Annotated in this window: 12 protein-coding genes; 5 read left to right on the plus strand and 7 right to left on the minus strand. The window is 42.6% G+C overall.

The features are described 5' to 3' along the window. Positions 1-21: 21 nt before the first annotated feature. The 6 genes from BP74_RS12760 to rho form a co-directional block, all read right to left on the minus strand. Complete coding sequence (locus BP74_RS12760; protein ID WP_496374700.1) at positions 22-570, minus strand: hypothetical protein; 549 nt, start codon at positions 568-570, stop codon at positions 22-24. Positions 571-599: 29 nt separating this feature from the next. Continuing rightward, the gene (selD, locus tag BP74_RS12765) at positions 600-1,649 is read right to left on the minus strand and encodes a selenide, water dikinase SelD (protein ID WP_496374701.1); all 1,050 of its coding nucleotides are present in this window, start codon (positions 1,647-1,649) and stop codon (positions 600-602) included. Between the two features lie 2 nt (positions 1,650-1,651). Next, positions 1,652-2,761, minus strand: coding sequence for a hypothetical protein (locus BP74_RS12770; protein ID WP_496374703.1), 1,110 nt, complete (start codon positions 2,759-2,761; stop codon positions 1,652-1,654). Continuing rightward, positions 2,758-3,852, minus strand: coding sequence for a tRNA 2-selenouridine(34) synthase MnmH (gene mnmH / locus BP74_RS12775; protein ID WP_496374705.1), 1,095 nt, complete (start codon positions 3,850-3,852; stop codon positions 2,758-2,760). Before mnmH ends, BP74_RS12770 begins: the two co-directional genes overlap by 4 nt. A 75-nt stretch (positions 3,853-3,927) precedes the next feature. Then, positions 3,928-4,494 (minus strand): hypothetical protein, encoded by a 567-nt coding sequence (locus BP74_RS12780; protein WP_496374707.1) that lies wholly within the window; start codon positions 4,492-4,494, stop codon positions 3,928-3,930. A 65-nt stretch (positions 4,495-4,559) separates the two neighbouring features. Next, positions 4,560-6,206 (minus strand): transcription termination factor Rho, encoded by a 1,647-nt coding sequence (rho, locus tag BP74_RS12785; protein WP_496374709.1) that lies wholly within the window; start codon positions 6,204-6,206, stop codon positions 4,560-4,562. A gap of 420 nt (positions 6,207-6,626) precedes the next feature. On the opposite strand from rho, the gene asnS reads away from it, so the two are divergent. After that, positions 6,627-8,063: an asparagine--tRNA ligase gene (gene asnS / locus BP74_RS12790; protein WP_496374711.1), complete on the plus strand. Its 1,437-nt coding sequence runs from the start codon at positions 6,627-6,629 to the stop codon at positions 8,061-8,063. Positions 8,064-8,089: 26 nt separating this feature from the next. Here asnS and BP74_RS12795 read toward each other — a convergent pair whose 3' ends face one another. Further along, a complete protein-coding gene (locus BP74_RS12795) occupies positions 8,090-8,884 on the minus strand; it encodes a universal stress protein (protein WP_496374713.1) in 795 nt (264 codons plus the stop codon). A gap of 149 nt (positions 8,885-9,033) precedes the next feature. On the opposite strand from BP74_RS12795, the gene BP74_RS12800 reads away from it, so the two are divergent. The 4 genes from BP74_RS12800 to BP74_RS12815 all read left to right on the plus strand — a co-directional run bounded on the left by BP74_RS12800 (position 9,034) and on the right by BP74_RS12815 (position 13,782). Then, positions 9,034-9,465: an ExbD/TolR family protein gene (locus BP74_RS12800; RefSeq protein ID WP_496374715.1), complete on the plus strand. Its 432-nt coding sequence runs from the start codon at positions 9,034-9,036 to the stop codon at positions 9,463-9,465. A gap of 172 nt (positions 9,466-9,637) precedes the next feature. Continuing rightward, positions 9,638-10,582 carry an isopenicillin N synthase family dioxygenase gene (locus BP74_RS12805; protein WP_496374717.1) on the plus strand — a complete coding sequence of 315 codons (945 nt, stop codon included), beginning with the start codon at positions 9,638-9,640 and terminating at the stop codon, positions 10,580-10,582. Between the two features lie 648 nt (positions 10,583-11,230). Then, positions 11,231-11,605: a PadR family transcriptional regulator gene (locus BP74_RS12810; protein ID WP_496374718.1), complete on the plus strand. Its 375-nt coding sequence runs from the start codon at positions 11,231-11,233 to the stop codon at positions 11,603-11,605. Next, positions 11,602-13,782 carry a PspC domain-containing protein gene (locus tag BP74_RS12815; protein WP_496374720.1) on the plus strand — a complete coding sequence of 727 codons (2,181 nt, stop codon included), beginning with the start codon at positions 11,602-11,604 and terminating at the stop codon, positions 13,780-13,782. The genes BP74_RS12810 and BP74_RS12815 overlap by 4 nt, the downstream gene beginning before the upstream one ends.

Here is a 13,782-nt window from a genome sequence, read left to right on the forward strand (position 1 = left end):
CATTTTTTGTTTCACCATAAATTATTGCAGGGCATACTCTTGCAGGGCTGCCAATTCTTTTTGCACCTGCTCTTCCCATTGTGATTGTTTCTCTGCAATTGTTCCAGAGCCTGTTTCACTATCATAAGCAAGCCTTCGCCGGGAGAAAGCACTCATTGCCGTAGCATTTAATTCATTGACAATCTGTGTTCCTTTCAATAATTTCTTCCTGTTTTCTTTCAGATCTTTACGCAATTGCCGTGTGTATATCTCGCAGATGTCAAATAGGGTTTGCTGGTACCGAAGAGCGATCGTGACATCACTTGTAGTATCGATCCATGACGCTGACCGTATCAAATAGTTATGAACTCTTTTATTGAAATTTTTACTAAAGGCATCAAACCCCCTCACTTCGAAATCCATATAATATTGACCATAGGAAGTGGAGGCCTGTAAGTCTTTTGTTTTGATAGTGAAATCCTCAACGGTTAGTTTGCGGGTAGCACTCCAGGACAGGTTATCGGCATTTGCCTGGCTAAATGCAATGCTGGAGCATAACAAAAAAAATATAGAAGATCCAATGATTTTCATCTCAGGGTGTTGTATGAATGGAGTGCATCTTATTGTACGTAAACCACTTTTTCTTTTTTAGCAGTGAACCTGCCTATAGGCTGTGTAAAATCTGCGAGACCTGCTGATGCCAGGAGCGACTTTAGCTCGTCTGCTGCATCTTCCTTTACAGCTATCAACAGGCCTCCGTTGGTCTGGGGGTCAGGAAGCAGGTTGAACGCTTCCATAACATTCACGCCTTTATCAAACTTCACCTTGGTACTATAGCTGTTCCAGTTGCGTGAGGTGGCATCCGGGATGCTTTTTAATTTCAGGTATTCATCAAGGCCTTCCACTTTTCTTAAAGCATTATAATCCAGTTCTACACTCAGGCCGCTGCCCTCGGTCATTTCCACCAGGTGACCCAAGAGTCCAAAACCTGTCACATCCGTCATCGCATGTACGGTTTCCAGTTTGCCCAGTTCAGCGCCTGTTTTATTAAGGGTACTCAATTGCTTTACCAGCGCAGGATAATGTTCATCCTTCAGCAATTTTCTTTTTACTGCTGTGGCCATGATCCCAACACCGATTGGTTTGGTAAGGAATAAGATATCCCCTTCCTGCGCTGTGTTATTTTGCTTCAGGTTTTTCAATGATACAGTTCCTGTAACTGCCAACCCAAAAATGGGATCGCTTGAATCAATGGTGTGACCGCCAGCTAAAGGAATACCTGCTTCCGCACAAATTGACCTTCCACCTTCCAGGACTCTCTGTGCCACTTCTGCGGGAAGCTTTTCCAAGGGCCATCCCAAAACCGCAATTGCCATTAATGGCGTGCCGCCCATGGCATAGACATCGCTGATAGCATTGGCTGCAGCAATGCGTCCGAAATCATACGGATCATTGACAATGGGAAGGAAGAAATCGGTTGTTGATATAACAGCGGTATCATTATTTACCTGGTACACTGCTGCATCATCATTGCTGTCATTACCTACCAGTAACTGTGGGAAATTGGTTGTGTTGGGCGTATGAACGATCTGTTGTAAAACAGAAGGCGCGATCTTGCAACCGCACCCTCCGCCTTTGGAATATTCAGTAAGTTTATATTGTTCAGACATAATTATTTATTCAGTTTTCTTTTGAACAGGATAGCTGCATTGGTCTGCAGGTCGGCACTGAAATTTACATGGTAGGTCTTGTCGCCATCTGTTACCACCAGCAATCCTGTATTTGGAGGTAAAGTTCCAAGATTCTCAGCAACCAGGATGATCTCAATGGTTTCTACATTGGGCAGGTGTATGGTCTTTTTAGTAGCTACAGCTGTAAGCTTGTTGTTAGAGATAATGTTCTCTCCGTTAACATACACAGAGATAGAGTCACCATCAACTACTCCATTATCATAAAAAGCCAGTACTACGCTGTCCGAAGTTATATCTATTGCTTCCTGTTGCCTGTTCTTTCTTTGTATATGCGGAATGGTAGTTGGCAATTGGGGGGTGAAAACAGGTGCTGCAGTTACTTTTTTATTGGTGGCTACAGAAGCTTCCTTTACCATTGGTTTAGATGCCGGGGGCTCAATTGTTTTTGGTTCAGCAACCTCAGGTTTTGTTGTCTTTTTTACTTCTGCTCTTGCTGTTGATTTTGTTTCAATGCCGGCAGGAGTTATTGATGTTTTATTTTCCGGTTGAGTTTTTAATTTCTCTTCCTTTACCTGTGTTTTTACCACCGTTTCCTGGTAATGGGGTTGAGATATGATATTAAGTTCTTTTAATTGTCCAATAAGTGCCGAGTGCGTGCTATCGTTATCCAGCCGCATTTGAACCCCACCATGTAGGGCATAGTAGATCTTAGTACGTGTAGTTTGCCAGGTGCCATTGGCAGCCCGCAGGGTATCTTCATTGTTTAAACGAATGGTATTGATCTGTTTTACGCCTTTTGCCGGTGACTCAGGAAAATTGTTCACGAGCATCTTATCATCTTCAATAACAAGAACATCTCCCTTTCGTGTGGCTTTGACCCTTTTGACGCCATAATAAAAAGTATCATTCACTACAAAGGTGGTATAGGAATATCCCGTGATCTTCCCACGGTATTCACTAAGGGCTAATTCATAACGTTGTTCTTTTTTGGTACTGTCATTTACCAGTGTGCCTGTATATAAACCGCTAACTACCTGGGCTGAAGAAAAAAATGTTGAGAGCGTAAGAAAAATTACAATAGTGAATCTCATAGGGTTTGATATTGGTTGAGCAAGGCCTGTGCATTGGAACTGGTTACCTTTTCACAGGGTATTTTATTTAATAACGCTGATACGTCTTCCCGATTGTGCAGGCCCTTAAAGTACCGCTTGTCATAATATTGAAGCAGGATACGAAAGGCCTCACGGATATTTCCTTCTTCAAGATAAGCAATAGTATTTTTTGTTTCAAGTCCACCCAGCCTCTTTGTAATGCGCAAAGTGGCATCCATTAATTTTTGAATATCTCCCCGTCCATAATCTTCTATCAGGTAGTCCAGTCTTTGTTCAAAAGGAATATCAAGGAAATAGACAGGTGCTGTTCTCATGGTTTCCCAGAGATCCATGGGGATATTCAAATTGCCTATACGCTGGCTTTCGTCTTCCAGCCAGATAGTTGGATAACTGGTGTTCTCTTCCTGCCCTATTTCTCCCACCAGTTCTGACAGTTCCAGGGCCAGCCTGTTCTCAAACATTTCCTGTGTAGGCTGTGGTGGCATATGAATGCTGCCAAATGCCGAACCTTTATGGCAGGCAATACCTTCCAGGTCGATCACGTATTGACCCTGGTGCTTTAATTCCTGTAAAAGGGCTGTTTTTCCTGACCCTGTATATCCTCCCAGTATGGTAAACCTGAAAGGCCTTGTAAAGGTCTTCAGCACATAATTACGAAAAGCCTTATAGCCACCTGCAAGGGTGATAACCTTAAAACCATATAGATTCAGTAACCAGGATACAGCGCCGCTGCGCATGCCACCGCGCCAGCAATACACAAATACAGGATAACCAGTAAACGTTCCTGCATCCGTTTTGCCATGAATGGAGGCGAGTAAAGACTCTACCTGTTCTACCATGGGCCGCATTTTAGGCCCGAAATAATCCAGGCCAATTTTGATTGCCTTTTCCCTGCTTTCCTGCTTATAGGCAGTACCTACCACGGCTCTTTCTTCATTGCTGAACAAAGGAAAACTAATGGCGCCTGGAATATGCGCATGTCCATATTCGGCAGGAGAACGTACGTCAAGGATCAACTGTCCTTTTGAGGCGCTTAAAAATTCACTAATATGTACGCGGTTTGTCTGCACAGGGCAAATGTATTCTGTATTGGTTTAAAATAAAATGCCTCCCGGCGGGGAGGCATTTTTATAAGCAAAAAGCGATTAATTATCTTTTACTTTCGTTCCGTCCTCATCTTTCTTGATCACTTTATCTTTTGTTTTGATCTTGATATCGCCGTCTTTTTCAGTTTTCACTTTTATATCATCAGTCTTCATCTTTGATTCATCACTGTCGTTCTTCCACTTTACATCATAATCTACCCAGTTTTTATTGGCACTGTCTTTAAACAAAACTTTATTGTTCTCCATTTTAGCGCGGCCTAAACGGCTACCATCGCCATCGTACACCCACCAGTCATTATTGTCAACATAAATATATCGGGTTACAGGCATGTTGGTCGCAATATTTATTTTATTACCTGTAGTCTTGTCAACTGAGATCTTAATAGGTTTGCCGGTTTTTACATCTATGTATTTGCCTGCCTCGCTATTGCGCTGAAATGTATCTGCCAAAGCTGAATAATCACTACTGGAAGTAGTGGTCGTAGCATCTGTGGTAGTTGTAGTTGTAGTTGTGGAATCTGTTGTTGCGCTTGTAGTGCTGTCACTGTTACAAGCCATAAATCCTAAGGAAAGAAAAGTAATAAGGCTGAAAATTAGTTTCTTCATAATTAAAGTTTTTATTTCAGCCTTACTATTTACAAAAATGAGACCTCAAGCGTGGGGAAGCGGGCTTATCTGTTCATTGAGGCAAGAAATTCCTCATTGCTCTTAGTTCCGCGCATACGCTTCAATAATTCATTCATAGCCTCTTCTGTATTCATATCATTCAGGTAAACCCTCAACAGGTTCATTCTCTGAAGGACATCTCTTTCCAGCAACAGGTCATCGCGACGTGTAGAGGAAGAAACAAGGTCAATAGCAGGGAAAATGCGCCTGTTGGCCAGTCGGCGGTCCAACTGCAATTCCATGTTACCTGTACCTTTAAATTCTTCAAAGATCACCTCGTCCATCTTGGAACCCGTGTCAATAAGGGCTGTAGCTAATATGGTAAGAGAGCCGCCGTTTTCAATTTTACGGGCAGCACCAAAGAATTGCTTCGGCTTTTGCATCGCATTAGCTTCCACACCACCAGATAATACTTTACCAGATGCGGGGGCTACGGTATTGTGTGCACGCGCTAAACGGGTGATAGAATCCAACAGGATAACCACATCGTGACCGCACTCAACCAGGCGCTTGGCTTTCTGAAGCGCAACTGTAGAAACCTTTACATGTTTCTCAGCAGGCTCATCAAAAGTGGAGGCAATAACTTCAGCTTTTACACTGCGCTCCATATCTGTCACCTCTTCAGGTCTTTCATCCACCAGCACTACCATCAGGTAACATTCAGGGTGATTAGCAGCAATAGCATTAGCCACTGCCTTTAACAACATGGTTTTACCAGTTTTTGGCTGGGCTACAATCAATCCACGTTGTCCCTTACCTATTGGTGTGAACAGGTCCATGATCCTTGTGGAATAATCATTGGGATTGGTGAAGAGGTTCAGCTTTTCGTGAGGGAAAAGCGGAGTCAGGTAATCGAATGGCACCCTGTCCCGAACTTCTTCAGGGCTCTTGCCGTTAATGGTCTCAACCTTTAACAGGGCAAAATATTTTTCCCCTTCTTTTGGTGGACGTACAGATCCATAAACAGTATCACCTGTTTTAAGACCAAATAATTTTATCTGGGAAGGTGATACATAAATATCATCCGGGGAAGACAAATAGTTGTAATCAGAAGACCTTAAGAAGCCGTAACCATCTGGCATCATTTCCAAAACACCTTCAGCCATGATAATGCCATCAAATTCTATATTGAAGGTTTGCTCACGACGTGGAGGGAAGAATTTATTGATCTGAGGTGTGATGGTCTTCTCAGGAGCATAATCAAGTTGTGCTTCCTGGTTATTATTGTTGTTATCTTCCTGTTCTTCCGGTTCATTTTGCTCTATGGACGGTTCTTCCTCTATAGCCATTTCAAGCTGTGGCTGTTCGTCGCTTTTTTTGCGGATTGGCTTTTTGGAAACTTCTTTTTTAGCAGGTGCCGGAGCTTTCTTCGCATGCTTTTTCGCTGCTTCAGGCTCAGCTTCCTGAATATCTTCAACGATAGCTTCTTCTGTAGAATTGGCTGTTGATGCTTTTACTATTCTTTTGCGTTTGGGTTTTTCAGTTGATTCCGCACTTGTCTTTTTTTGACTGCTCATAACTGCCTGTTTATCTAGGATTTTATAAATGAGCCCTTGCTTATCGAGCTTTTTGGGATTATCAATTTTTAATTCTTCTGCAATGTCCAGCAGTTCTGGAACAAGCATATCGTTCAACTGCAAAATATCGTACATAGAAACTGTAGTTTTTGATACTAATCAGAATAAAACCAGTCTGTTTTCTAAAATGATTTGATTAAGAATGAAGTTTGAAAGTGGTGTTGTGAGTAATATAGGAATGAGCTCTCAACTGTTTCCGCTGCAAGTATACGGCGAAAAAGGAAAAATCAAAAATTTTTATTACCCTGCAATATAGACAAAATCAGTCCCTTTTAACAATTAATACACCTAGCAACATTGTTAAATTATATCACATACAAGCTCCAACTGTCAGTATGCTGACACTAAACGGACCACGTTATCCTCTACCTGTATCAATAGGTGCATCAATGAAAATCCTCATAGCGATTCGCAGGAAATGAGTTCAGCCAATGATTCAACAATTATCTTTGCGGCCTTCGGTGCAAGCCTGTTGCAGCGGTCAAATTTGAAATTATGTTTAATAAGAGAATCAAGATAAAAGAGTTGCTTACCTGGGAACCCCAGGGACAAACGGTCACAGTTATGGGATGGGTGCGTACATTCAGGAACAACCAGTTCGTAGCGCTGAATGATGGATCTACCAATGCCAACCTGCAGGTAGTGATAGAGTTGGGCAAGCTTGATGAAGAACTCTTAAAAAGAATAACTACCAGTGCTTCTCTGAAGGTAACAGGAAAGGTGATCGAATCCTTGGGTAAAGGACAGAAGCTGGAAGTGAAGGCAGATGAAGTGGAAATATTGGGTGATAGCGATTCAGAAAAATACCCTTTGCAACCTAAAAAACACAGCCTGGAATTTTTAAGGGAGATCGCACATCTTAGGTTCCGTACCAACACATTTGGTTCTGTATTCCGCATTCGTCATTCGCTGGCCTTCGCGGTGCACCAGTTCTTCAATGATAAGGGATTTGTTTACCTGCATACACCTATTATCACCGCCAGTGATGCCGAAGGTGCCGGTGAAATGTTCCGCGTCTCTACCCTGCCATTTGATAATGCACCAAGAAAAGAAGATGGCAGTATAGATTTTTCCGAGGACTTTTTTGGCAGGGCCACCAACCTCACCGTAAGCGGTCAGCTGGAAGGTGAACTGGGAGCAACAGCCTTTGGTGACATTTATACATTCGGGCCAACCTTCAGGGCAGAAAACTCCAATACGGCCAGGCACCTGGCTGAATTCTGGATGATAGAACCAGAAATGGCTTTTTATGACCTTGAGGATAATGCCAACCTTGCAGAAGAATTTATCCAATACATCATTCGCTATGTGATGGATAAAAATGCGGATGACCTGGAGTTCCTTCGTCAGCGCTTGCTGGATGAGGAAAAACAAAAGCCACAAAATGAAAGAAGTGAGCTTGACCTGATTCAAAAACTGCAGTTTGTAACGGAGAATAAATTTGAACGCATCACCTATACAGAAGCGATAGACATATTGTTGCAATCACCTGCCTACAAAAAGAAAAAGTTTCAATATGATGTGAAGTGGGGTATCGATATGCAAAGCGAGCATGAGCGTTACCTGGTGGAAAAACATTTTAAAAAACCTGTGATAGTGACCAATTATCCAAAGGAGATCAAGGCTTTTTATATGCGACAGAACGAAGATGGGAAAACTGTTGCCGCTATGGACATATTGGCTCCCGGCATTGGAGAAATAGTGGGTGGATCGCAAAGGGAAGAGCGCATGGATAAGCTTATGAAGCGCATGGAAGAAATGCATGTGCCCACAGAAGAATTGTGGTGGTATCTTGACACCCGCAGGTATGGTACCGTTCCGCATGCAGGCTTTGGCCTTGGATTTGAACGTATGGTGCAATTTGTTACCGGTATGGGTAATATCCGGGATGTGATCGCTTTCCCAAGAACACCTAAGAATGCAGAATTCTAGAATTACGTTGTAAAAGTTCCTGAGTTTTAATGCTCGGGAAATGCCATGATGGGAATGTTCACCTTTTGTATCACTTCAGAAGTATGTGTGCGATAGAACAACCTTTCAATGATGTTATGCTTATGCGGTAACACTATGAGCAGATCGATATGATGGGCGTGTATATATTTTTCAATTCCATTCACAAAGTCCTCGTTGCGAATAGTTTGATGCAAAGGAGTTAACTCAGGTAACAGGTCTTTTATACCCGGTGATTCTTTACCTGACACCTGTACATGAATCACGTGCAGGCGTGCATGGAGTGCCTGTACAAATTCCCTTATCTTTTGTTCTGTGCTGTTGAGCCCCGAGCCATCATAGGCCAACGCTATATTGGATATTTGTGAATGTTCTTGTTTGTCAGGAACTGCGATCAACGGACAGTGAGCGTGTTTGATAAGCGACAGGGTTGTGCTGCCAAACAAAATCCTCTCCATACCCGAAGCACCATGTTTTCCAACAACCATGGCAAGGGGATGTATTTCCTTGCATAAACTGTTGATCTCATCTGATATATTTCCCAGCCTTCCTTCATATTTGACTTCAGTGTCCGGAAAGTTTTTTAGTAGGAGCTCCTTTGATTTCTCCAACCCTTTTTCTGCAGCATTCTTTAATTCCTCTACAGAAACCAACAATACCGGTACATCACTCATGCTGATGGGAATCTGGTACACGTGCACCAGGTGTACACTTGCTTTTATGGTTGATGCCAGGCGGGCGGCATACAGCATCGCATTATCAGCAGCAGGAGAAAAGTCGGTTGGAACAAGGATCGTTTTCATCACATATAAGTTTATGGTAAAAAGCCAGGCACGTATCTATTCTTAAAATCTTCAGTACTGAAAAATTACAAAGAATTGATGGCATTAAGAGGGTATCCATATGGAATCAGCTCCTGATTTTCATCATAGGATTATTAAAACCTACCAACATGAACAGAATAGAAACCAGCAATACTGGTAAAAAACACCAACGTCTATGCGCTCCCCATATTGACATGACCCCGATGGTTGACCTGGGCTTTCTGCTTATTACATTTTTTATTTTTACTACAAGTATGGCAGAAAGCAAGGCTACGTCACTTTTTATGCCGGCCGAAGGGAAACCTTCTCCCTTGCCTGCCTCCAAAGCATTCAGCATCATACTTTCAGGTAATAATGAGATCTACTATTACCAGGGAAGATGGGAAGATGCATTGAAGAAAGGAAATATAGGCAGAACTGGCTATGGTTCGGTTAACAGTATAAGACAGGAAATTCAAAAATGCCAGCGCAGGCCGGGAACTAAAAAGGAAGAGCTAATGCTGCTTATCAAACCCTTGTCCGGGGCCTCTTATCAAAATGTAGTTGATGCCCTGGATTAAGACATGATCAATAATGTGCAACGGTATGCTATAGTGGAAGCTAATCCAGAAGAAAAACAGTATATTCAAAACAGGATACCTCATTAAGCTTGCTTCTGTTAAATGATGAGAAGCAAATAATTTGATGTATGCCGCGCTGTTACTAAATTTGATGCCCCATAAATCATTCTATATGAATATACCTGTAGTAGATCTTTCTGATTTTTTAAGTGGCGATAAGGACCGTAAGGAAAAGTTTGTAAAAGAATTAGGCAAGGCTTATGAAGAGGTAGGCTTTGTAGCAGTGAAGAACCACGGCATTCCTGACGATCTTATAGCGGACCTGTATAAAAATGTGCAACAGTTCTTTAAGTTGCCTACAGAGAACAAGGAAAAATATGAAAGGAAAGACCTTGCAGGTCAGCGTGGTTATACATCATTTGGAAGAGAACATGCCAAGGGCTTTGATGCACCGGACCTCAAAGAGTTCTTTCAGTATGGACAGACTGTAGAAGATGGCGAGGCTGTTAAAGAAGATTATCCTGAAAATGTCACCGTAGAGGAAGTGCCGGCGTTTACTCCTACATTATACAAGGCATACCGCAATTTTGAAAAATCAGGTAAGGCTTTATTGCAGGCCATTGCTATTTACCTTGGGCTTGATGAACATTATTTTGACGAATACGTTCATAATGGCAATTCCATCCTTAGAGCAATACATTATCCCCCGATCAATAGTGAGCCGAAATCCGCCATCAGGGCGGAGCAGCATGAAGATATTAACCTTATCACCTTATTGGTTGGTGCATCGGCTGACGGTCTCCAGATCCTTACCAGGCAAAATGAATGGGTAGGTGTTACTTCTTTGCCGGAACAAATAGTAGTCAATGTGGGAGATATGCTGCAGCGACTTACCAATAACAAGCTGCGTTCGACCACGCACCGCGTAGTAAATCCTCCAAGGGAACTTTGGGGCACTTCACGATTCTCAATACCATTCTTCCTGCATCCCAAAAGTGAAATGAGCCTTGCAGGACTTGATAGCTGTATAGATGCATCGCATCCGAAAGCGTACGAAGACATAACAGCCGGTGAATATTTAGATGAAAGATTGAGAGAGATTGGATTAAAGAAATAACAAGCAACTACATAAATAAATCTAACAAGAGGCTTGCCTGGTTAAAAGGCAGGTCTCTTTTTTTGCGCTTATTACACTCCGGGATCCCAGGCCGGGACACTCAACTTATTTACTCGTGGTCACAATAATAAACATCTCCTGTTTGGGGTATAGTTGGGATATTATATACCCGGTCATTCCCCGTTGGTTCTCCGTACTATCCCCGTAGTAACCCCGTATGTGAACGGGTAAAGAACGGGGATGGTACGGAGATACAATATGTTAGCATCGGCGTTCTACTACTTTTCCTTTACCGCAGGCTCGCAGTTACGATAGCTTCTCAGGCGAATAGATATTCAAAAGAAAGAAGAATAGACGGGCCCGGTTCAAATAATAAATTATATAAATTTCTCTTGCCGGTTATCCCGGATAATTACCAGTCTTACTTTTCTAAAATCCAAAAGAATCGATCAACTCTTTGATAATCAATTAAAAGCGCTAATTATAGTTCTATAGCTTTAGCAGTTACCATAAAAAATATGGTACTATAGTTTGCATAGTACCAAATAACATCATAGATTTGTATTGTCAATCAAATTCAACATATATCCGCTGAACCTACCGTCCCTGGATGACCAGGGACGGAGGGAAGGCAAAAAGAGAGGAAACATGAATATTGAAAATACACAAAGCCAGATGCGGAAAGGAATACTGGAGTTCTGTATTCTCTCCATTATTCGCCGGGGAGAAGCCTACCCCAGTGATATAGTGGAAGAAATGAAGGCTGCCAACCTTCATATACTGGAAGGAACCTTGTATCCCTTATTAACCCGCCTAAAGAATGCCGAGATGCTCACCTACCGATGGGTAGAAAGCAATTCAGGCCCTCCCCGCAAATACTTCCTGCTGACAGAAAAAGGTGAGGCCTTTTACAAAGAACTGGAGCAGACCTGGCAGGAATTATCGAATGGGGTAAATGCACTCGCCAACAAAAAAGAAGACAGCAGCAATTCAGAAAACTTCAACCAAAGCTTTATACAATGAAAAAGATCATCAACATAAACTTATCTGGCAGGGTGATTCCTATTGAGGATTCTGCGTATGAAAGTTTGCAACGTTATATAGAAAGTTTGCGCCGCTACTTCGCCAATGAAGAGGGACGCGATGAAATTATCAATGATATTGAAAGCCGTATAGCGGAGTTAATGAACGATAAGATCCGTAAGGGCGCAACAGCCATTACTGATGGTGACATACAGGAGATCATTACTTCCATGGGCCGAATTGAGGACTTTGAAGAAGTAGATGCAGCAACGGGTGCCACTGGTGCTACAGGTTCTGCACAGACAGCATCTTCAGCCAGCTATACCCAGACCCAGGTTAAAAAACCTAAAAGCAGGTTGTACCGCGATGCCAGTGATAAATTATTAGGCGGTGTTTGTTCCGGTATTGCCAACTACATGAATGTTGATCCGGCAGTTGTACGGTTATTATTTGCCGTCATCACATTTGGTGGCTTTGGATTTGGTTTTTTGATATACATCTTATTGTGGATCATCCTACCGGTACGAGACCTTGACGCCTATGAAGGGAAACGCTTGTTTCGTAACCCGGATGATAAAGTGATCTCTGGAGTTGCAGGTGGACTGGCGGCTTATTTCGACAAGCCGGCCTGGGCCATACGTATGATCTTTGCAGCACCACTGTTGTTGAACATCGTATTCGGAGTGATCAATTCCATTTTCTTTATATCTCACAGGGATATCTTCCCTAACCTGTTCATAGGTTCTTTCACCGGCACTTTCTGCCTGGCCTATATCATTCTCTGGATCGTTTTGCCAGAAGCCAACAGCCCATTTGAAAAAATGGAGATGAGGGGTGAGAAAGTTGACGTGAACAGGATTCGCCAGAATGTAAAAGAAGGCATGAGCGATTTTAAGACCCGTATGGAAAGCTGGGGTGAGGAAGTAAAAGCTTCAGCGCAACAACTAAGTGCAAGAGCAACTGATTTTGCCAACACAAGAGGACGCACCTTTGCCGGTGAAGTAGCTGAAACAGCAAGGCCTGTTGCCCGGGGTGCAGGACATATCATTGGCGTGCTTTTTAAAGCCTTCTTCATATTCATTGCCGGTTGTATTACGCTTGGATTATTTGTAGGCTTAATGGTGATCATTTTTGGAGGTGTGGCTTTCTGGCCAATTAATAACTTCCTGTGGACATCCGGGATTCAAAAAGCCCTTGCCTGGGGCACACTGTTATTCTTCATTGGAGTTCCCATTGTAGGTTTTATGACCTGGCTGGTACGCAGGGTTGTAAGAGTGCGTTCTCGTAACAGGTACCTGGGATGGATCTTTGGTGGCTTATGGACAATAGGCTGGGTTTGTGCTGTATGTTTTGCTGCCAGTATTGCAAAGGACCTGAGGGTTTATGACAGGACAAATGCTATCGAAATTCCGGTGACTTCATCTATGAACAAGATGACAGTGAAGGTGAACGAGCCCGAGATACGCTACAGTGGTAATGTATGGTGGATACATGATGACAATGCAGGATGGGATATTTCAGAAAATTCAATGAAGTATAACAACATTAAGATACGCCTGGAAAAAAGTGATGATTCTGCATACCATGTAAAATATTATAAATACAGCGCTGGCAGAAACCTGGCCGATGTACAGAACAGGGCTTCACAGACTATATTCAATATTGCCGCACAGGACAGCACACTAAACCTGGGAAGTGGATTAACCATCAACAGCAGCAGCAAGTTTCGCGGTCAGGGTGTGATCGTAGAGATTCAGATACCTGTAGGGAAAAAGATTCGTTTCGATGAAACGCTTGAGAATGCTTACAGTCCTTGGGTAGTTAGAAGATCTGTTCAGTATCGTAACTGGGGCGGACCACGCTACCGTGTTGACTGGGATAATGATGATTATTTTGACTGGAATGTGAACCAGGATTACATTATGACCAGTGATGGAAAATTAAGGAAACCTGAAGAAGTAATACTTGATCATAAAGGTGTAAGAGAATTAAAAACAAGTGCAGACAGCCTGAAATTGAAAATAGAAGAAAGAGAAAGGCAGAATGAAAAAGACAGGCAGCGCCTGGAGCAAATCCAGGATAGCAGTACAGAACAAAACACTACAAAAGTTAAAGGAACGGAAGATAAAGAAACCTTTACCCTCATTACCATGCCTTTTGTGCCATTGGTGATCTGA

Source organism: Flavisolibacter ginsengiterrae DSM 18136, from assembly GCF_059568575.1.

Excerpts from the sequence above, each read along its gene's own strand:
- BP74_RS12810 (WP_496374718.1), top strand. The coding sequence starts at position 11,231 with ATGAATATTGAAAATACACAAAGCCAGATGCGGAAAGGAATACTGGAG.
- BP74_RS12805 (WP_496374717.1), top strand. The coding sequence starts at position 9,638 with ATGAATATACCTGTAGTAGATCTTTCTGATTTTTTAAGTGGCGATAAG.
- BP74_RS12795 (WP_496374713.1), bottom strand. The coding sequence starts at position 8,884 with ATGAAAACGATCCTTGTTCCAACCGACTTTTCTCCTGCTGCTGATAAT.
- rho (WP_496374709.1), bottom strand. The coding sequence starts at position 6,206 with ATGTACGATATTTTGCAGTTGAACGATATGCTTGTTCCAGAACTGCTG.
- BP74_RS12800 (WP_496374715.1), top strand. The coding sequence starts at position 9,034 with ATGAACAGAATAGAAACCAGCAATACTGGTAAAAAACACCAACGTCTA.
- BP74_RS12780 (WP_496374707.1), bottom strand. The coding sequence starts at position 4,494 with ATGAAGAAACTAATTTTCAGCCTTATTACTTTTCTTTCCTTAGGATTT.
- BP74_RS12770 (WP_496374703.1), bottom strand. The coding sequence starts at position 2,761 with ATGAGATTCACTATTGTAATTTTTCTTACGCTCTCAACATTTTTTTCT.
- BP74_RS12760 (WP_496374700.1), bottom strand. The coding sequence starts at position 570 with ATGAAAATCATTGGATCTTCTATATTTTTTTTGTTATGCTCCAGCATT.
- BP74_RS12815 (WP_496374720.1), top strand. The coding sequence starts at position 11,602 with ATGAAAAAGATCATCAACATAAACTTATCTGGCAGGGTGATTCCTATT.
- asnS (WP_496374711.1), top strand. The coding sequence starts at position 6,627 with ATGTTTAATAAGAGAATCAAGATAAAAGAGTTGCTTACCTGGGAACCC.
- selD (WP_496374701.1), bottom strand. The coding sequence starts at position 1,649 with ATGTCTGAACAATATAAACTTACTGAATATTCCAAAGGCGGAGGGTGC.